The following is a 19020-nucleotide window of genomic DNA, read 5'->3' as shown; positions in this document are numbered from 1 at the left end:
CTGCCGGGGTCCCGTGCGAGCCGCTTCCGGCGGGTCGGGTCAACTACCCTGCGGGGTCTCCAGGGCCGACGGGAAGACGACACGGCCGGCCCCTGTGTCGACTACGGCCAAGTCCTCGGGCGGCACCCTCTCGGCGAGGCTCTTCCAGGCAGCGAGAGCGAGATCTCCCAATCCCGGCAGGGACTGCGACCTGAGAGCGCCTCGTGAGCGACTGCGCGCCAGATTCCGCGGCTGCCAGTCCCCGGCCGATCGGCGGCGGCGGCTGTTCAGTGGTGGTGCCGTTTCGATCTGGAGCATGTGTTCCAGGGCGAGCCCGCAGGCCTCCAGCCCCATCTCGTTCACCGCTGCCTGTTCGTCCGCGGGCGCTGCGGGGAGCAGCAGGGGCCAGCGGATCACCACGACTCTCTCCCAGAGTTCGGGCGGAACCGTGTTGGCCAGATGGTGGCTCTCCCCCACCGGCAGATCCCGCAGCCGACGGCCGGCATCCTGCGTCTGGCCCACGTAGCAGAGCCCGGCGCCGGAGGAGAAGACGCCGTACAGCACAGGACCCGTCATCGCGGGCCCCTCCCCCGACGAGTCGGTCAGGAGCGCGCCGACTCGGTGCGCGAACCGGTAACGGCGCTCCTGCCAGCTCGCGAGCAAGGGTGCGTCCCCGAGCAGCGTGGTCAGTGCCGACCGCCAGGCTTCGTAAGCGTCTTCGTAGGTCTGATCGTCCACGGGCTCCAGTCTGAACCCGGTGCCGGGCCGCAGATCCTTGCCGACGGGTTTTCGAGACGGGCAGCACGTGGCCCGGACACGAAGAAAGCCCCCGTCCACATTGCTGTGGACGGGGGCTTCCCGTTCGGTGGCGGCGCCAGGGTTCGAACCTGGGTAGGCTGAGCCGGCAGATTTACAGTCTGCTCCCTTTGGCCACTCGGGCACACCGCCTCGAACATCACTCCGGAGCCCCGCTGGGGGACTCCTTGGCGACGACGTAAACGATACCCGATGCTCAGGGGTGCTCCGCCACTCGATTGATCAGCGTCCGGACGCGGGGGCAGCCTTTAGGCCAAGGCCGTGAAGTTACGGCTCGGGGGACGGGTTGGCGTGTGGGTTGATCTGGTGCGATCCGGGACGTGAGAAGCGGAGCCCCGGTAGAACTGGCAGTCGACCAAGACAGCCGTTCACAGCACCGGAGGCTCCGCTGTCCGATCAGTGTGTCATCACGAGTGAAATCACGGTAGCCAAGGGCCTGTTCGCTCCCGGGCATCTGGGGGAACTCACCCGGATCGTCCCGTTCGAGATGGTCGACGCGGCCCTTGCCGAAACAGGTGCGGTCCAGCAGCGGCTGCGGAAGATCCCTGCCCGGGTGGTGGTCTACCTGCTGCTGGCCGCGGCCCTTTTCGACGACTGCGGCTACCTGGCGGTCTGGCGCAAGCTCACTGCCTCACTGGAGGCGATACCGGTCGCGAACGTGACCGGCACGGCGCTCTGGCACGCCCGGACACGCCTGGGGGCGCGTCCCATGCAGGCCCTGTTCGACCTGTTGCGCGGGCCGGCCACGGCGATCCGTACCGCCGGCGCCCATTTCAAGGGCCTGCTGACCGTCGCGATCGACGGTACCTGCCTCGACGTCCCCGACAGCCCGCTGCACCGGGCCCGTCTGGGCGGGATCACCAACCAGTACGGGACCTCCGGCTACCCGCAGATCTGCCTGACCGCGCTGGTGGCCTGCGGCACCCGCGCGGTCCTGGACGCCGCCTTCGGCCCCCGCACCAGCGGCGAAACCGTCTACGGCACACGACTGACCCGTTCCCTGCACGCGGGAATGATCGTCCTTCTCGACCGGGGCTTCTCCGGCAATCCGTTCCTGACCGCCGTCGCCGGCACCGAGGCCGCCTTCCTGGCCCGTATCTCGGCCGCCCGCAGACCTCCGGTCCTGGAGCGTTTCGAGGACGGCTCCCACCTCTCCCGCTTCGGCGGCCTCGAAGTCCGCATCATCGAATGCGAGATCACCATCATCACCAGCCAGGGCCGCACGACCGGCCTCTACCGAATGGCCACCAGCCTCCTCGACCACCACCGATACCCGGCATCCGACCTGGTCAGCCTCTATCACGAGCGATGGGAAGTGGAGTCTGCCTACTTCGCGATCAAGAAGTCGATGCTGGGCCGACGAGTCCTGCGCTCCCAGACCTGTGCAGGCATCTCCCAGGAGGTCTACGCCCTCCTGAGCGCCTACCAGGCCCTGCGGATCGCGATCGCCGACGCCACCGGGACCACACCCGGAGCCGACCCCGACCGGGGAAGTTTCAGCGTCGCACTACGATGCGCCCGCGATCAGATCGTCCGAGCCGCAGGCATCATCGCCGACACCGCGATCGACCTCGTCGGAACGATCGGCCGAGCCGTCCTGGACCAGCTCATGCCCGCCCGCCGCCTCCGCGTCAGCCCCCGAGCGGTGAAACGACCCCTATCCCGATACGCATACAAAAGCCTCAGAGTCGACCGGCACACCCACACAGCCACCCTCAACATCAAGATCTTGACGCCAACGCCCACGTCTTAACTTCACGGCCTTGGCCTTTAGGCTTTCTCCTGCATCGCAGTGCAGATCCATGCCTACGACCGTCTACGACGCAAGGAGCCACACGTCATGGCCGACTCCAGTTTCGACATCGTCTCGAAGGTCGAGCGGCAGGAGGTCGACAACGCCCTCAACCAGGCCGCCAAGGAGATCTCCCAGCGCTACGACTTCAAGGGCACCGGCGCGTCGATCGCCTGGTCCGGCGAGAAGATCCTGATGGAGGCGAACGGCGAGGAGCGCGTCAAGGCGATCCTCGACATCTTCGAGACCAAGCTGATCAAGCGCGGGATCTCGCTGAAGTCGCTGGACGCGGGCGAGCCGCAGCTGTCCGGCAAGGAGTACAAGATCTTCGCCACCATCGAGGAAGGCATCTCCCAGGAGAACGCCAAGAAGGTCGCCAAGGCCATCCGCGACGAAGGTCCCAAGGGCGTCAAGGCGCAGGTCCAGGGTGACGAGCTGCGCGTCAGTTCGAAGAGCCGCGACGACCTCCAGGCCGTCCAGGCGCTGCTCAAGGGCAAGGACTTCGACTTCGCGCTGCAGTACGTCAACTACCGGTGACGGACGGGCCGATGCCCGTACCCCCGCGCGCTCACTGAGGTTCCCCACGGCGGTGTCGTCTTCGGCACCGCCGTGAGCCGTTTCCGGCCCCGGGTCGACGGGATCGACCCCGGTGCCCCATGTCGGATTTCCGCCAGCCCGAACGCGATGGTGTGCCGCAGACTCGTAGGTGGGGTACCGAGTGGCGCGCGAGAGGGACGAGGGCCGATGAGCACGGTGTACACGAGGTTCGACAGCCCGCTGGGCGAGCTGCTGCTGGTCGGCGACGAGGCGTCCGGGGGCCTGCTCTCCGTGTCCGTACCGGAGCAGAGGGGCGGGGCTGTCGTCCTGGCGGGGTGGCGGGAGGCGCCGGAGCTCTTCGAGGAGGCCCGGGAGCAGCTCTCGGCGTACTTCGCGGGGCGGCTGACGCGTTTCGCGCTGCCGTACGCGCCGGGGGCCGGGACGGAGTTCCAGCGGCGGGTCTGGGGGGCGCTGGAGGAGATCCCGTACGGCGGGACGGTGTCGTACGGCTGGGTCGCCGGGCGGGTCGGGGTGGCGGGTGCCGGGGTACGGGCCGTGGGCACCGCGATCGGGCGCAATCCGCTGCTGGTGGTACGGCCGTGCCACCGGGTGATCGGCGCGGACGGTTCGCTGCGGGGGTACGCGGGCGGCCCGGAGCGCAAGGAGCGGCTGCTGACGTTCGAGGGTGCCTGGGCCGACGGCCGGGCGGCCGGGGACGCGGCGGGGCGGGAGACCGGGCGGAACACCGCCGGGCGGGGCTGACGGTGCCGGCGGGGCTGTTCCCGAGGGAACGGCGGACCGTCGCTCCCGGGGCGGTGCACGTGCCGGGGTGGCTGTCCGTGGAGCGGCAGCGGGAGCTGGTGGTGGCCTGCCGGGAGTGGGCACGAGGTCCGGTGCCGCTCCGGCACACCGAGCTGCCGGGCGGCGGGGTGATGTCGGTGCGGACGGTGTGCCTGGGGTGGCACTGGCTGCCGTACCGGTACGTCCGGACCGCCGACGACGTGAACGGTGCCCGGGTGCCGGCCTTCCCCGGGTGGCTCGCGGAGCTGGGCCGTGCGGCGGTGGCGGAGGCGTACGGGGACGAGGCCGCGGGCCGGGCGTACGCGCCGGACGCGGGGCTGGTGAACTTCTACGACGGCACGGCCCGGATGGGCATGCACCAGGACCGGGAGGAAGTCTCCGGGGCGCCGGTGGTCTCGCTCAGCATCGGGGACACCTGCGTCTTCCGGTTCGGGAACTCGGAGGACCGGGGGCGGCCGTGGACGGACGTGGAGCTGGAGTCCGGTGATCTGTTCGTGTTCGGCGGCCCGTCGCGGTTCGCGTTCCACGGGGTGCCCAAGGTGTACCCGGGGACGGCCGGCCCGGATACGGGGATGCGGGCCGGCCGGCTCAATCTGACGCTGCGGGAGACCGGTCTGGAGGACCGGTGACCGGCGGAAGGGCGGCGCGGGTCAGCGGCGTTCGCGGGAGTTGCCGAAGAGCAGCCGGTAGACGATGAGCAGCACCAGGGAGCCCGCGATGGCGGCCACCCAGGTCGCGAGGTCGAAGAAGTCGTCGTTGATGGGACGGTCGAGGAACTTCGCGGAGAGCCAGCCTCCGACGAACGCTCCGGCGATCCCGATGAGGGTCGTGATGATGATGCCGCCGGGATCGCGTCCCGGCAGCAGAACCTTGGCTATGACTCCGGCGACTAGCCCGAGGATGATCCACGCGATGATGCCCATGCGGCGCACCTACCCCTTTCCTGGTTACGGAATCAGGGACGCGCGGGGCACCGGATCGGTTGCCCGGAAAAGTCGGATTACCGCACCGGACGGGGTGGTCAACGGGCGGCGAAGGGCTGGTCCGTGGGGACGACCTCCTTGCCGAACGGCATCAGCGACACCGGGATCAGCTTGAAGTTCGCGATGGCCAGCGGGATGCCGATGATCGTGACGAAGAGCGCGATACCGGTGACGATGTGGCCGAGGGCCAGCCACCAGCCGGCGAGGACCAGCCAGAGGACGTTGCCGACGCAGGAGGCGCCGCCCGCGTCACGGCGGTCGACCACCATGTAGCCGAAGGGCCAGAGGGCGTACAGGCCGATGCGGAACGCGGCCACGCCGAACGGGATGCCGATGATCGTGATGCAGAGGACGAGACCGGCGGCGAGGTAGCCGAGGCACATCCAGAAGCCGCACAGGACCAGCCATATGACGTTCAGGATCGTCTTCACGGTCGATGACCTGCCATCTTCTCTAGTCGGGCGATGCGCTCCGCCATCGGCGGATGCGTGGAGAACATCTTGGACACACCCTGGCCGGGCCGGAAGGGGTTCGCGATCATCATGTGGCTCGCGGTCTCGATCCGGGGCTCCGGAGGCAGCGGGAGCCGTTTCGTGCCCGCGTCGAGCTTGCGCAGGGCGCTCGCCAGGGCGAGCGGGTCCCCGGTGAGCTGGGCTCCGGAGGCGTCGGCCTCGTACTCGCGGGAACGGCTCACGGCGAGCTGGATGACGGAGGCGGCGAGCGGGCCCAGGATCATCACGAGGAGAAGGCCGAAGATGCCGGGGCCCTCGTCGTCGCTGGAGCGGCCGACCGGGATCAGCCAGGCGAAGTTGACCAGGAACATCACGACGGAGGCGAGTGCTCCGGCGACGGACGAGATGAGGATGTCGCGGTTGTAGACGTGGCTCAGCTCGTGGCCGAGGACACCGCGCAGCTCGCGTTCGTCCAGGATCTGGAGGATGCCGTCGGTGCAGCAGACCGCGGCGTTGCGCGGGTTGCGTCCGGTGGCGAAGGCGTTGGGCGCCTGGGTGGGCGAGATGTAGAGCCGGGGCATCGGCTGCCGGGCGGCGGTGGAGAGCTCGCGCACGATGCGGTAGATCGTGGGGGCCTCGAACTCGCTGACGGGCCTCGCCCGCATCGCCCGCAGGGCGAGCTTGTCGCTGTTCCAGTACGCGTAGGCGTTGGTGCCGACCGCCACGAGGAGCGCGACGATCAGGCCCGTACGCCCGAAGAAGCTGCCGATGACGATGATCAGCGCGGACAGACCACCGAGGAGTACTGCGGTCTTCAGCCCGTTGTGCCGGCGGTGCACGGTACGCCCTCCAAGTGGTGCAGCAGGGGAACCCTTGCTCGATGGCTCGACAGGAGCCCACTTCTTTCAGTGGAGCTTCCCGCTCTGGTCAACGCCAGGCGAGGTGAGCTAGTTCCCTTGTGCGCGGGCCCGGAGGGCGGGGCCCGCGCGCCCGTACGGGCCCCGGGGAGGGTTCGACCGTACGGGTGGTGGCACTCAGCGCTGGGCGGGGAGCTTCTGGGCGCCCACGGGCTTTCCGGTGACCTGCTCGGCGAGCGCCACGGCGGCCGGGTCGGGCTCGACCTCGCTGGTGCAGTGGCCGCAGCGCGAGGCGATGGCCGGGATGGCGGTGTAGCAGCGCGGGCAGTCGCGCAGGGCGGCCTTGATGTCGGCGGGCTCGTCGGCCTTCTTGGCGGTGAAGCGGTCCTGGACCTTCTGCATGGGGACGACGACGCAGAAGTAGAGCACGGCGGCGGTGATGACGAAGGCGATGGCCGCGGCGATGAACAGGCCGTAGGGGAAGGTGACGCCCTCGACGTCGAAGGACGCCTTGTTGAAGTCGCCGGTGCCCCGGGTGATGACGCCGATGAGGGGCACGATGAAGGCGTTGCTGAATCCGGTGACGACCGCGGTGAAGGCCGCTCCCACGGCGAGGCCGATCGCCATGGAGATGACGTTGCCCCGCAGGATGAAGTCCTTGAATCCGTTCAGCACTGCGCTGTCTCCCTCGTCCGCTCTTGCCTGCCCGGTGCGTCGCCCGGTGCGTGATGGATGCACGCAAGACCCTGCCCTGTTCCGGCCCGCCGGGGCAAACCGGTGAGGTGGGGGCCGGGGCGGGTGGTACGGAACCGTCAGAAAAGCGTTCCGCCGGCGAACCTCAGAACGATCTGCGGCGCCCCGGAGAGGACGAGCGCGGCGGCGGCGGTGAGGACGAGCGCGGCGACGAGGGGGGCGGGGGCGGCCGCCGGGGCCGTCCCCGCGGCGGCCACTGCCGGTACGGCCCGGGAAGTGTCCTCCCGTACGGCCTCCGGGGCCTCGGCGCCTCGGAAGAGCAGGGCGGTCCACCGGAGGTAGTAGGCGAGGGCGATCACCACGTTGACGGCCATCACGACGGCGAGCCAGCCCAGGCCCGCGTCGACGACGGCCGAGAAGACGGTGACCTTGGCGAAGAGGCCGATGATCCCGGGCGGCAGTCCAGCCAGGCAGAGCAGGAAGAAGGCCAGCGCCAGGGCGGTGAGGGGCCGGCGCGCGTAGAGGTTCCGGTAGTCGGTGAGCCGGTTGCCGGGGCTCGTACGGGCCACGAGGGCGGCGACCGCGAAGGCGCCGAGGTTCACGACGGCGTACATGAGGGCGTACGCGACGGTGGAGCCCACGTGGACGTCGTCGGAGTACGCGGACGCGGCGATCGGCACCAGCAGGTAGCCGGCCTGGCCCACCGAGGACCAGGCGAGCAGGCGTACCGCGCTGCGGGCGCGGCCCGGGTCCTGGCGCAGCGCGGCGACGTTCCCGGCGGTCATGGTCAGCGCGGCCAGCACGGCGAGCACCGGCCCCCACACGTCGGCGTAGGCCGGGAAGGCGATCACGGTGACCAGGATCAGGCCGGAGAAGCCGACCGCCTTGCCGACGACCGAGAGGTACGCGGCGATGGGCAGCGGGGCGCCGACGTAGGTGTCGGGGACCCAGAAGTGGAAGGGCGCGGCGGCGGTCTTGAAGGCGAAGCCGACGAGGGTGAGCGCGACGCCCGTCGCCGCGAGCGTGGAGAACCGGGCGGGCAGGTCGTCCAGGGCGTGGGACAGCTCGGTGAGGTGGGTGATGCCGGTGGCCGCGTACACGAAGCTGACGCCGAGGAGCATCACGGCGGTCGCGGTGACGGACGACAGGAAGAACTTGAGGGCCGCCTCGGAGGAGCGGCGGTCGCCGCGCTTGATGCCGACGAGGGCGAAGGCGGGGAGCGAGGCGACTTCCAGAGCGACGACGAGGGTGATCAGGTCGCGCGAGGCGGGCAGCAGCGCCGCGCCGGAGGCCGAGGAGAGCAGCAGGAACCAGAACTCCCCGGCGGGGAGCTTGCGGGTGTCGTCGAGCGAGAGCAGCGCGGTGAGCAGCGCCCCGACGAGGACCAGGGCCTGGATCACCAGGGCGAAGTTGTCGGCGGTGTAGCTGCACGCCTGTACCGACCCGGGACCGGCGGCGGCCGTGCAGAAGGTCGAGCGGTGGTCTCCCAGCAGCGGGACCAGGGAGGCGAGGGCGACGACGAGCCCGGCGACGGTGGCCCATCCGAGCAGCGGCTTGTGGCGTTCGGCGAGGAAGAGGTCGGCGACGAGGACGGCGAGCGCCAGGACCGCGACGACGAGCGGCGGGGCGACGGCGAGCCAGTCGATGGACTGGACGAGGCTCGCGGCGGACTCCACGGCCTGCGCTCCGGTCGGGCCGGTCGCTCCGGTCGGGCCGGTCGCGGGGCCCGGGGCCGCTCCGACGGCGGCGGTCACGAGGTCCGTGATCACGACTTGCCTCCTGCGAGGAGCTTCTGCACGGCCGGATCGCTGAGTCCCAGGAGGACGGCGGGCCAGAGTCCGGCGAGGACGGTGAGGGCGACGAGCGGGGTCCAGGTGGCGAACTCGTACGGGCGGACGTCGGCGATCTCCGTGGTGGACGCCGAGTCCGACACCGTCGTGTCCGTGGCGGTGGCCGCGGTGCTGGTGGCCACCGCGGTCCTGGTGGCCACCGGGGTCCCGGTGGTTCCGGCGGCTTCCGTGCTCCCGGGCCCGGCGCCGAGGCCGGTGGCGTTGCCCGTCCGCGCGGGCGGTTCGCCCATGCAGACGCGGCGGACGACGACGAGCATGTACGCGGCGGTGAGCAGGGTGCCGAAGGCGCCGATCGCCATGAAGGTCAGGAACGCCGGGCGGTTGAGGCCCTCGGCCGGGTCGAACGCGCCGAACAGGGTGAGCATCTCACCCCAGAACCCGGCAAGGCCCGGGAGTCCGAGGGAGGCGACGGCGGCGAAGGCGAGCAGGGCGCCGAGGCGGGGGGCGCGGCCGTAGAGGGCGGCTCCGGTGGCGCCCGCGAGGGTGTCGAGATCGGCGGTGCCGTGCCGGTCCTTCACCGCGCCGACCAGGAAGAACAGCAGGCCGGTGATGAGGCCGTGGGCGATGTTGGCGAAGAGCGCGCCGTTGACGCCGGTGGGGGTCATGGTGGCGATGCCGAGGAGCACGAAGCCCATGTGGCCGACCGAGGAGTACGCGATCAGGCGCTTGAGGTCGCCCTTGGCGCCCGGGCGGGCGAGGGCGAGGCAGGCGAGCGACCCGTAGACGATCCCGGCGACCGCGAGGGCGGCGAGGTACGGCGCGAAGGTGTGTATGCCGTCGGGGGCGATCGGCAGGAGCACCCGGACGAACCCGTACGTGCCCATCTTCAGCATCACACCGGCCAGGAGCACCGAGCCGACCGTGGGGGCGGCGGTGTGCGCGTCGGGCAGCCAGCTGTGCAGCGGCCACATCGGGGTCTTCACGGCGAGCCCGACACCGATCGCCAGAACGGCGATGACCTGCACGGACGTGGAAAGGCCACGGCCGTTGTCAGTGGCGAGTGCCACCATGTCGAAGGTGCCGGCGTCGAGTCCGACGAGCAGCAGGCCGAGCAGCATGACGACGGAGCCGAGCAGCGTGTAGAGGACGAATTTCGAGGCCGCGGCCTGCTTGCCCTCGCCGCCCCAGCGGGCGATGAGGAAGTACATCGGGATGAGGACCATCTCGAAGGCGAGGAAGAAGAGCAGCAGGTCCAGCACGGCGAAGGTCGCGAGCGTGCCGGACTCCAGGACCAGGATCAGTGCGACGAAGGCCTTCGGGGACGGGCCCGCGGGCATCTTGAAGTAGCTGTACAGCGCGCAGAGGAAGGTCAGCAGCGCGGTGAGCACGACGAGGGGGAGAGAGATGCCGTCGATGCCGAGGTGGACGCGGACGTCCAGCGCGGGGATCCAGCCGATGTCGGTGGTGGCCTGCATGGCCGACGCGTGGTCGCGGTCGAAGCCGGCCGCCAGCAGCAGGGTGACGACCAGGATCGCGCCGGTCACGGTGACGCCGTGGCGGAGCACGGCCTGGTCCGGGTCGCGGCCCTTCAGTCCGGGCGGGGCGGGGAGCAGGGCGGCGACGGCGCCGACCAGCGGGCCGACGACGGCCAACGCCAGAAGGGCCTGCATCACGGACGGGCTGATATCGATCACGGTTCACGCCCCGGCGTTGACGTTGGCATAGACGACGACGGCGATCGTCAGGACGAGTGACCCGGCGAGCAGGGCGGAGACGTAGGTCTGCGCGTTGCCGGTCTGGGCGCGGCGGACGGCGGTGCCGAGCAGTCGTGCGGTGGTGCCTGCGCCGCGTACGTACGTGTCGACGACCTCGCGGTCCAGGAAGCGGACGAGGCGGGCCGCGGCCAGCACGGGCCGGACGAACAGCCGCGAGTACAGGGCGTCCAGGTGGAATCCGGCGGCTGCCGGGCCGTGCAGGGGGCCGAGCAGCAGGCGTCCGGGGTCGGCCGGGTCGGCGGCTCCCGCGATGTCGCCGTAGACGGTGGCGTGGGCGCTGATGGCCTCGGCCTCCACCAGGGCGGGTTCGGCCCGCGGGTTCGCGGTGACGGCGCCGAGGGGGTGGCCGGTCGCGTGCGCGGTGGTGTGGCGCCACGCGGCGTAGGTGACGAGTCCGCCGACGAGTCCTACGCCCGTGGAGAGGACGGCGGTGGTCAGCGTCGGGGTGAGGCGGTGTCCGTCGAACCAGTCGCCGATCACGCCGACCGTCAGCCCGAAGCCGAGAGTGGGGACGGCCAGCACCCAGAGGACGCCGGTCATCGCGACGGGCTGCTTGCCGTGGTCCGCCGCTTCGGGGCCGCGGCCCTTGAAGGTGAGGAGCCAGAGGCGGGTGGCGTACGCGGCGGTGAGCACGGCGGCCAGCAGGCCGGCGACGAGGATCGTCCAGCCCGCGGCGGCCGGGGCGACGTGGCGGTCGCCGAGGGCGGTGTGCTCGGCGGCGACGAGGACGGCCTCCTTGGAGAAGAAGCCGGCGAACGGCGGAATGGCCGCCAGCGCCAGCAGGGCGACGGTCATCGTCCAGTAGGCGTCGGGGATGCGCTTGGTGAGCCCGCCCATGCGGGACATGGCGGCGAGCGAGTTGGTGCCGGTGGCGTGGATGACGACTCCGGCGGCCAGGAAGAGGACGGCCTTGAAGGCACCGTGCGACAGGAGGTGGAAGACGGCGGCCCCCCGGTCGCCGACGGCCAGTGCCCCGGCCATGTAGCCGAGCTGGCCGAGGGTCGAGTAGGCGAGGACGCGTTTGATGTCGTCCTGGGCGAGCGCGGCCAGACCGGAGCCGATCATCGTGACGGCGGCCATCACGGAGAGGACGACGAGGGCGGCGCCGGAGGCGGCGAAGACGGGCAGCAGCCGGGCCACGAAGTAGATTCCGGCGGCCACCATCGTCGCGGCGTGGATGAGCGCGGAGACGGGGGTCGGGCCGGCCATCGCGTCGGGCAGCCAGGTGTGCAGCGGGAACTGCGCGGACTTGCCCGCCACCCCGGCGAGCAGCAGCAGCGCGATGAGCGTGGGGTGGTCGAGTCCGCCGTTCGCGACCGCGCCGAGGATGCCCGTGATGCGGAAGGTGCCGGTGTCGGCGGCGAGCGCGAAGAGGCCGATCAGGAACGGCACGTCGCCGAGCTTGGTGACCAGGAACGCCTTGAGGGAGGCGGCGCGCGCCTCGGGCGTCTCCCAGTAGTGGCCGACGAGGAAGTACGAGCAGATGCCCATGACCTCCCAGCCGACCAGCAGCACCATCAGGTCGCCGGAGTAGACGACGAGCAGCATCGCGGAGGTGAAGAGGGAGACCAGCGCCGCGTAGGAGGGGTAGCGGGGGTCGTCGCGGAGGTAGGCGAGCGAGTAGACCTGCACGCAGGTCGCGACGAGCCCGACGAGGACGGCGACGAGGGCGGCGAAGCCGTCCAGGTGGAGTGCGAGGTCGATCGGTACCGAACCGGTGGGCGTCAGCCGGGTCGCGGCGTCGATGGCCGGGCCGCCGCCCTGGTCGGCGGCGACGGCCACGGCGAGCACCGCCGCGGCGAGCACCGGGAGGACGGCGAGCGGCCGGACGAACCCGGGCGCGGTGCGGCCGAGCAGCAGTCCCGCAACGGCCCCCAGGAAGGGCAGCAGGGGGACGAGGACGGCGAGGGTCGTGGTGGTCACGCGGTGGCCTCTGTCTTCCGTGCCTTCCCCGCCGGAGCGGCGGCCGGTTCATCGGGGTTACTGCCGGTGCTCCCGTCGGCGGGCCCGCCGTCGCCGGTCCACTCGTCGGGGAGGGTCTCGGCGGCATCGGTCTCGGCGGTGTCGCGGAGGCGGTCGACGTCGGAGGAGCCGCGGTTGCGGTACACGGCGAGCACGATCGCGAGGCCGATGCCGATCTCGGCGGCGGCGATGGCGATCGTGAAGAGGGTGAGGGCCTGGCCGGCGTGGAGCGAGTCGCGGAGCCAGACGTCGAAGGCGACCAGGTTGAGGTTGACGGCGTTGAGCATCAGCTCGACGGACATCAGGACCAGGATCGCGTTGCGGCGGGCGAGCACGCCGTAGACGCCTACGCAGAAGAGGAGGACGGCGAGCACGGCGGGATAGGCGAGGTGCATCAGCTCTTCCCTTCTTCCGGGGTGCCGGGGGCGGGCGGGCCGGGGGTGGTCGCGGGGCCGGACTTGTCGCCGGTCCCGCCGCCGGGCCGGTCACCGGCGCGCGTACGCCCGGGGGCGGTGGCGCGGCGGGCGGTGGTGCGGGTACCGGGACCGCCGAACGTACGGCCGCCGGGTGTACGGCTTCCGGGTGTACGGCGGGTCCCGGGAAGGGCCGCGCGGGTCTCGGGGTCGCGGCGGGACAGCACGATCGCCCCCACCAGGGCGGCGAGCAGCAGCACGGAGAGCGCCTCGAACGGCAGCACCCAGTGGCGGAAGAGGAAGGTGCCGGTGACGGCGGTGGAGCCCTGGACGGGCCCGTCCAGCTCGATCCAGGTGGTCCGGAAGGCGTCCACCACGACCCAGACGAGGGCCGCCGCCGAAGCGACCGCCACACCGAGCGCGGCCCACCGGTTCTCCGAGTCGGCGTCCGGCGACCGGCCGATGGGGGCACGGGTGAGCATCAGGCCGAAGAGAAGGAGGACCACGACCGAACCGACGTAGATCAGTACCTGTACCCAGGCGATGAACTCCGCCGTGAGCAGGAGGTACTCCACCGCGAGGCCGCCGAGGGTGACGACGAGCCAGAGCGCGGCGTGCACCAGCTGACGGGTCGTGACGGTGACGAGGGCCGCGCCGAGGGTCACGAGTCCGACCAGGACGAACGCGATCTCGACGCCGGACGGGGAGAGGAAGCCGGGGTGGGCCGCCACGCTCGCGGCGAGTGCGGGCATCATGCCTGGCCCTTCTCGTCGTGCGGCGGTTCAGCCTGTGTCTGCTCTGCCTGTGCTGCCTGCTCTGCCTGCTCTGCCTGGGCACGCTGGGCTTCGAGTTTCTCCGCCGTCTTGCGGGCGGCGGAGATCTCCTTGGGCTCCTCCGCGCCCGGGTCCAGCGCGGGTGGCTCCGGCACGGTCCACATCCAGTCCCGGAGCTTGTCGCGCTCGTGGGTGAGTTCGTGGATGTCCGTCTCGGCGTACTCGAACTCCGGCGACCAGAAGAGGGCGTCGAAGGGGCAGACCTCGATGCAGATACCGCAGTACATGCAGAGGGAGAAGTCGATGGCGAAGCGGTCGAGGACGTTGCGGGAGCGTTCACGTCCGCCGGGGGCGGCGGGCGGGCTCGTCTCCTTGTGGGAGTCGATGTAGATGCACCAGTCGGGGCACTCGCGGGCGCAGAGCATGCAGACCGTGCAGTTCTCCTCGAACAGCCCGATGACGCCGCGGGAGCGCGGCGGGAGTTCGGGCTGCGCGTCCGGGTACTGCGCGGTGACCGTGCGCCTGGTCATGGTCCGCAGGGTGACGGCGAGGCCCTTGGCCAGGCCGGAGCCGGGGATCGGAGGCACTAGTTGATCGCCACCTTCACGATGCCGGTGAGCGCGATCTGCGCGAGGGCGAGCGGGATGAGTGTGGTCCAGGCGAGCTTCTGGAGCTGGTCCTCGCGCAGGCGCGGGAAGGTCACCCGCAGCCAGATGACGACGAACGCGAGGAGCACCGTCTTCAGCAGGGTCCAGAGCCAACCGAGACCGTCCCCGCCGAACGGGCTGTGCCAGCCGCCGAGGAAGAGCACGGTGGTCAGACCGCACAGGACGACGATTCCGGCGTACTCCGCGAGCAGGAAGAGCGCGAAGCGCAGCCCGGTGTACTCGGTGTACGCGCCGAAGATGATCTCCGAGTCGGCCACCGGCATGTCGAAGGGCGGCCGCTGGAGCTCGGCGAGCCCGGCGACGAAGAAGATCAGGGCGCCGGTGATCTGCCAGGGCAGCCACCACCACTCGAACGCGTCGGCGATCCCGGTCAGCGACACCGTCCCAGCCGCCATCGCCACGGAGGCGGCCGCGAGCAGCATCGGCAGTTCGTACGCCAGGAGCTGGGCGGCGGTACGGAGCCCGCCGAGCAGGGAGAACTTGTTGGCGGACGCCCACCCCGCCATCAGCGAGCCCAGGACGCCGATCCCCATCACGGCGAGCACGAAGAAGATCCCCGCGTCGACGGCCTGGCCGACCGCGCCCTCACCGGGCCCGACCGGGATGGCGAGCACCACCAGGAGGTACGGCAGCAGCGCGACGGCGGGCGCGAGCTGGAAGATGCGGCGGTCGGCGTCGGCCGGGACCACGTCCTCCTTCTGCACGAACTTGACCCCGTCCGCGACGAGCTGCGCCCAGCCGTGGAATCCGCCCGCGTACATGGGGCCGAGGCGGCCCTGCATGTGCGCCATCACCTTGTGCTCGGTCTGGCCGACGACGAGCGGGAAGACCAGGAAGACGACGAAGACGATGAGGAGCCGGAGGGCGACGTCGAGTACGTCGTTCACGCGGTATCGCCTCCGGAGGGACGGTGGTCGGGGTCTTCGGGCACGTCGGGGTCTTCGGGCACGTCGGGGCCTTCGGGCTCTGCGGGCTCTGCGGGTCGCTCGGGTTCGGCGGTTTCCGCGGACCCCTCAGGGGCTGCGGGCCGCTCGGGCTCGGGCGTCACCGGCTGCTCCGGCTCGGGCGTCACCGGCTCGGGCGTCACCGGCTGCGCGGGCTCGGCTTCCGGCTCGGGCTTCGCGGGCTGCTCCGGCTCGCGCTTCGCCTCCGCCGACCCGTCGTCGAACGCCGGGCTGGCGTGGTGCCACGGGGCGTCCGCGCTTCGGGGCGTCCGGGGGGCCGCGGCGCCGGAGTCCGCTGCCGTACCGGTCCGCCCCGAGGCCTCCGGGTCCGTCGCGGGGGTCTGCGTACCGTCCGGGGCACCGCCCTCCGTGCGCTGGCTGGCGGAGCCCGCCGAGACGCTGCGGGACCTCCGGGCGGGACGGGCGGGCGGGGCGCCCTGGCCCGCCCCCGGCGACGGGTCGTCGGGCGCCGGGGGCGCGGTGGCGGGACGCTGTCCCGCCGAGCCCTCGGTGACGCTCCGGGCCCGGCGTACCGGTCGCTCGCCCGCGGCGGCACCGGCAGCGGTACCGGCGGCGCGGGCGCCGCGCGCCGGGCGGGCCGGTGCGGGCGGCAGTTGCCCCTTGAGCGGTCCCCACTCGTTCGGATCGGGTACGCCCGGCGGGAGCATGGCACGCCGCTTGGGCCCGCCGTGGTCGGACTCGCCGGGCTCCTTGGCGCCCGGCCACGCCTTGGCGACCCGGGCGGCGAGGACGAAGTCCTTGCGCAGCGGGTGGCCCTCGAATCCTTCGGGCAGCAGCAGGGGCACCAGGTGCGGGTGGCCCTCGAAGCCGATGCCGAACATCTCGTGGGTCTCGCGCTCGTGCCAGGCGGCACCCGCGTAGACGTCGATCGCGGTGGGCAGCACGGCCGCTCCGTGCGGAACCGTCGTACGGACCAGCAGCCGCCGGACCGTACCCGTGGAGAGGGCGGCCACGTGGGCGCTGACCAGGAAGCCGGTGCCGGGTTCGTCGACGGCGCTCAGCCAGTCGAAGTAGGTGCAGCCGAGCCGGTCGCGCGCGGTCGTGAGCGCGGCGGTCCAGGTGTCGGCGGGTACGTCCACGGTGAGCAGGTCGTACGCGTGGGCGGCGGTCGCCCCCTCGCCGAAGAGCCCGGCGACGGCCTCGGCGACGGCGGCCTCGTCGGCGTCCGCACCGAGCAGCCGGTCGTACAGTTCGGCGGACGTCCCGGCCGTGTTCTCGGCGGAACTCCCGGCCGGCGTCCCGGCCGCGTTCTCGGAGGCGTTCACCGCGACTCCCCCGGCTCGGCGGGCGCGGCGACGAGTCCGCTGCGCAGCGCGGCGGTCGAGGGCCGGGCGGCGGTGCCGGTGGCGTAACGCTCCGCCAGCGACTCGCGGGCGATCCGCTCCTGCAGCTTGAGGATGCCCTGGAGCAGCGCCTCGGGCCGGGGCGGGCAGCCGGGGACGTACACGTCGACGGGGATGATCTGGTCGACCCCCTTGGTGACCGAGTACGAGTCCCAGTACGGCCCACCGCAGTTGGAGCAGGCGCCGAAGGAGATCACGTACTTCGGTTCGGGCATCTGCTCGTACAGCCGCTTCACCGCCGGGGCCATCTTGTCCGTCACCGTGCCGGACACGACCATCAGGTCGGCTTGGCGGGGGCCCGGGGCGAAGGGGATCACACCGAGCCGCATGAAGTCGTGACGGGACATCGAGGCGGCGATGAACTCGATGGCACAGCAGGCGAGTCCGAAGTTGAAGACCCAGAGGCTGTAGCGGCGGCCCCAGTTCAGGACCACCTTCATCGGTTCCGGCGCGAGGCGGGACAGCACGCCGAGCCGTTGGGGCTCGGGCAGCGGGACGGGCCCGGGGCCGTTCACCGCCTCCTGCGTCGCGGCTGCGGGCTGCGGCTCGGGGGTCGAGCGGCTCGTCACGCCCATGTGAGGACGCCCTTCTTCCATGCGTAGAGCAGTCCCACGGCGAGGAAGCCGAGGAAGACGAACATTTCCACCAGGGTGGTCGCGCCGAATCCGGGCGCGGCGAACACGGTCGCCCAGGGGAAGAGGAAGACCGAGTCGACGGCGAAGATCACGTAGAGGAAGGCGTAGACGTAGTAGCGCACCTGCGTGTGCGCCCAGCCCTCCCCCACGGGGTCCACACCGCATTCGTAGGTGAGGAGTTTCTCGGGCGTCGGAGCCACGGGCCTGAGCAGGCGTCCCGCCCCGAAGGCGACGGCGACGAAGAGCACGCCGACGAGGGCGAGCAGTCCGACGACCGAGTAGCTGTGGAAGTAATCCGACGCGAGAGCGGTCGGCTCCGGCAGTTCCGGCACGTCCGCCACGTCCGTTCCTCGCTCCCTCGAACCGCTCGACGATCTGTACGCACGGGAGTCTAGGCCCTGTTAAAGAGACGGTAAGCAGCCGCGTCCCGGGCACGTGCGGGGTGCGGGCGGGTGGGGGCGGGTCGAGAGGTGGGGGTGGGGTGGGGTTATCCCCACTTCCTCGCACCCACGAGCCCCATGGCGTGCGCGGGGGTCGGACCGGCAGGCTTGGACGCATGACGACGAGCCCTCCCGAGAGCCCCTTCGCGCCGGACGACCCCCGGCCGCCCCGACTGCGCCCGGCCCTCGACGTGTGGACGTGGAAGGAGATCGCCCATCTGCTGGCGAACCTGCCGGCCACGATCATCGGCTTCGTCTACGCGGTCGTGCTGGTCAGCGTCGGTGCCGGACTGTCCGTCACGGTGGTCGGACTGCCGCTGCTCGCCCTCGGCATCCAGGGCTCGCGGGGGCTCGGCCGGTTCGAGCGGGCCAGGGCCCGCGTCCTGCTCGGGGTCCACGTCGAGGAGCCCGGTGCGATCGCGCGGACCCGCCGCGAGAAGGGCTTCTTCGCCTGGCTCTGGTCGGGACTCGGCGACCCGGTGGGCTGGCGGGCGTTGCTGTATTCGTTCATCAGACTGCCGTGGGGCGTGGTGACGTTCACCGTGACGCTGGTGGGGTTCTTCACGTTCTGGCCCGTACTCCCCTACGTGGCACGGGCGCTCGCCAACGTGGACCGCGCGATGGTGCGGACGCTGCTGGCGCCCTCGGACGAGCTGGAGCGGCGGATCGCCGAGCTGGAGTCGGACCGGGGTGTGGTCGTGGACACGGCGGCGGCGGACCTGCGCCGGATCGAACGCGATCTGCACGACGGCGCCCAGGCACGGCTGGTGGCGCTCGCCATGGACCTCGGGCTGGCGAAGGAGAAGCTCGGCGCCGATCCGGAGGCGGCCGCCCGCATGGTCGACGAGGCGCACGGCGAGGTGAAGGTCGCCCTCCAGGAGCTCCGCGACCTCGCCCGGGGAATCCATCCGGCCGTCCTCACCGACCGGGGACTGGACGCGGCCCTCTCCTCGATCGCCTCGCGCTGCACCGTGCCCGTGACGGTCGGCGTCGATCTGCCGGGCCGGCCGGCCCAGGCGATCGAGGGCATCGCCTACTTCACCGTCTCCGAGCTGCTCCAGAACGTCAGCAAGCACAGCCGGGCGCGCTCGGCCACCGTGGACGTGTGGCGCGCGGGCGACCGGCTGATGCTCCAGGTGCGCGACGACGGGAAGGGCGGGGCACGGGCGGAGGGCGGCACCGGTCTGGCCGGGCTGTCGGAGCGGCTCGGCGCGGTGGACGGCCTGCTCATCGTGGAGTCGCCCGAGGGCGGCCCCACCTCGGTGACCGCCGAGCTGCCGTGGCGCGACGGCGCGGCCGGACCGGGCTGAGACCGGCGGCGGACCGGACCGGCAGGGATCCGGGGA

The 19020-nt window shown here is 71.6% G+C and carries 20 protein-coding genes and 1 tRNA gene; 5 read left to right on the top strand and 16 right to left on the bottom strand.

Annotated features, from left to right (window positions below):
* Window positions 1-39: 39 nt before the first annotated feature.
* Together OHT52_RS18110 and OHT52_RS18105 are read right to left on the bottom strand one after the other, a co-directional pair.
* Window positions 40-717, bottom strand: a complete 678-nt coding sequence (locus tag OHT52_RS18110) for a hypothetical protein (protein ID WP_328721251.1) — start codon at window positions 715-717, stop codon at window positions 40-42.
* Window positions 718-845: 128 nt separating this feature from the next.
* Window positions 846-927, bottom strand: a tRNA-Tyr gene (locus OHT52_RS18105).
* 256 nt (window positions 928-1183) lie between these two features.
* On the opposite strand from OHT52_RS18105, the gene OHT52_RS18100 reads away from it, so the two are divergent.
* From OHT52_RS18100 to OHT52_RS18085, 4 genes are all read left to right on the top strand, one after another.
* A complete protein-coding gene (locus OHT52_RS18100) occupies window positions 1184-2548 on the top strand; it encodes an IS4 family transposase (protein WP_328723591.1) in 1365 nt (454 codons plus the stop codon).
* Window positions 2549-2635: 87 nt separating this feature from the next.
* Window positions 2636-3124, top strand: coding sequence for a YajQ family cyclic di-GMP-binding protein (locus tag OHT52_RS18095; protein WP_328721250.1), 489 nt, complete (start codon window positions 2636-2638; stop codon window positions 3122-3124).
* A gap of 207 nt (window positions 3125-3331) precedes the next feature.
* Window positions 3332-3886, top strand: a complete 555-nt coding sequence (locus OHT52_RS18090; protein ID WP_328721249.1) for a methylated-DNA--[protein]-cysteine S-methyltransferase — start codon at window positions 3332-3334, stop codon at window positions 3884-3886.
* 2 nt (window positions 3887-3888) lie between these two features.
* On the top strand, window positions 3889-4554 hold the full coding sequence (locus OHT52_RS18085; RefSeq protein WP_328721248.1) for an alpha-ketoglutarate-dependent dioxygenase AlkB family protein: 666 nt from the start codon (window positions 3889-3891) through the stop codon (window positions 4552-4554).
* Between the two features lie 21 nt (window positions 4555-4575).
* On the opposite strand, the gene OHT52_RS18080 is transcribed toward OHT52_RS18085, so the two are convergent.
* The 14 genes from OHT52_RS18080 to OHT52_RS18015 all read right to left on the bottom strand — a co-directional run bounded on the left by OHT52_RS18080 (window position 4576) and on the right by OHT52_RS18015 (window position 17566).
* On the bottom strand, window positions 4576-4848 hold the full coding sequence (locus OHT52_RS18080) for a GlsB/YeaQ/YmgE family stress response membrane protein (protein ID WP_327176228.1): 273 nt from the start codon (window positions 4846-4848) through the stop codon (window positions 4576-4578).
* Between the two features lie 98 nt (window positions 4849-4946).
* Window positions 4947-5339, bottom strand: a complete 393-nt coding sequence (locus tag OHT52_RS18075; RefSeq protein WP_328721247.1) for a YccF domain-containing protein — start codon at window positions 5337-5339, stop codon at window positions 4947-4949.
* Window positions 5336-6199, bottom strand: coding sequence for a zinc metalloprotease HtpX (htpX, locus tag OHT52_RS18070; RefSeq protein ID WP_328721246.1), 864 nt, complete (start codon window positions 6197-6199; stop codon window positions 5336-5338). Before htpX ends, OHT52_RS18075 begins: the two co-directional genes overlap by 4 nt.
* A 195-nt stretch (window positions 6200-6394) precedes the next feature.
* Window positions 6395-6892, bottom strand: a complete 498-nt coding sequence (locus OHT52_RS18065) for a large conductance mechanosensitive channel protein MscL (RefSeq protein WP_328721245.1) — start codon at window positions 6890-6892, stop codon at window positions 6395-6397.
* 137 nt (window positions 6893-7029) lie between these two features.
* The gene (locus OHT52_RS18060) at window positions 7030-8664 is read right to left on the bottom strand and encodes an NADH-quinone oxidoreductase subunit N (protein WP_443046801.1); all 1635 of its coding nucleotides are present in this window, start codon (window positions 8662-8664) and stop codon (window positions 7030-7032) included.
* An 11-nt stretch (window positions 8665-8675) separates the two neighbouring features.
* Complete coding sequence (locus OHT52_RS18055; RefSeq protein WP_328723792.1) at window positions 8676-10370, bottom strand: complex I subunit 4 family protein; 1695 nt, start codon at window positions 10368-10370, stop codon at window positions 8676-8678.
* A gap of 27 nt (window positions 10371-10397) precedes the next feature.
* Window positions 10398-12398 carry an NADH-quinone oxidoreductase subunit 5 family protein gene (locus OHT52_RS18050; protein WP_328721244.1) on the bottom strand — a complete coding sequence of 667 codons (2001 nt, stop codon included), beginning with the start codon at window positions 12396-12398 and terminating at the stop codon, window positions 10398-10400.
* Window positions 12395-12832: an NADH-quinone oxidoreductase subunit NuoK gene (nuoK, locus tag OHT52_RS18045; protein WP_328721243.1), complete on the bottom strand. Its 438-nt coding sequence runs from the start codon at window positions 12830-12832 to the stop codon at window positions 12395-12397. The genes OHT52_RS18050 and nuoK overlap by 4 nt, the downstream gene beginning before the upstream one ends.
* Complete coding sequence (locus tag OHT52_RS18040) at window positions 12832-13605, bottom strand: NADH-quinone oxidoreductase subunit J family protein (protein ID WP_328721242.1); 774 nt, start codon at window positions 13603-13605, stop codon at window positions 12832-12834. Before OHT52_RS18040 ends, nuoK begins: the two co-directional genes overlap by 1 nt.
* A complete protein-coding gene (locus OHT52_RS18035; protein WP_328721241.1) occupies window positions 13602-14210 on the bottom strand; it encodes a NuoI/complex I 23 kDa subunit family protein in 609 nt (202 codons plus the stop codon). The genes OHT52_RS18040 and OHT52_RS18035 overlap by 4 nt, the downstream gene beginning before the upstream one ends.
* Complete coding sequence (locus OHT52_RS18030; RefSeq protein ID WP_328721240.1) at window positions 14210-15178, bottom strand: complex I subunit 1/NuoH family protein; 969 nt, start codon at window positions 15176-15178, stop codon at window positions 14210-14212. Before OHT52_RS18030 ends, OHT52_RS18035 begins: the two co-directional genes overlap by 1 nt.
* Complete coding sequence (locus OHT52_RS18025) at window positions 15175-16434, bottom strand: NADH-quinone oxidoreductase subunit C (protein WP_328723791.1); 1260 nt, start codon at window positions 16432-16434, stop codon at window positions 15175-15177. The genes OHT52_RS18030 and OHT52_RS18025 overlap by 4 nt, the downstream gene beginning before the upstream one ends.
* An 83-nt stretch (window positions 16435-16517) precedes the next feature.
* Window positions 16518-17174: an NADH-quinone oxidoreductase subunit B gene (locus tag OHT52_RS18020; protein WP_328721239.1), complete on the bottom strand. Its 657-nt coding sequence runs from the start codon at window positions 17172-17174 to the stop codon at window positions 16518-16520.
* On the bottom strand, window positions 17165-17566 hold the full coding sequence (locus OHT52_RS18015; protein ID WP_328723790.1) for an NADH-quinone oxidoreductase subunit A: 402 nt from the start codon (window positions 17564-17566) through the stop codon (window positions 17165-17167). The genes OHT52_RS18020 and OHT52_RS18015 overlap by 10 nt, the downstream gene beginning before the upstream one ends.
* 224 nt (window positions 17567-17790) lie before the next feature.
* On the opposite strand from OHT52_RS18015, the gene OHT52_RS18010 reads away from it, so the two are divergent.
* Window positions 17791-18984 carry a sensor histidine kinase gene (locus OHT52_RS18010; RefSeq protein ID WP_328721238.1) on the top strand — a complete coding sequence of 398 codons (1194 nt, stop codon included), beginning with the start codon at window positions 17791-17793 and terminating at the stop codon, window positions 18982-18984.
* Window positions 18985-19020: the final 36 nt, after the last annotated feature.

The organism is Streptomyces sp. NBC_00247, from assembly GCF_036188265.1.
In the GTDB taxonomy this organism is placed as follows: Bacteria; Actinomycetota; Actinomycetes; order Streptomycetales; family Streptomycetaceae; genus Streptomyces.
This window is presented reverse-complemented; position numbering and strand designations above follow the sequence as displayed.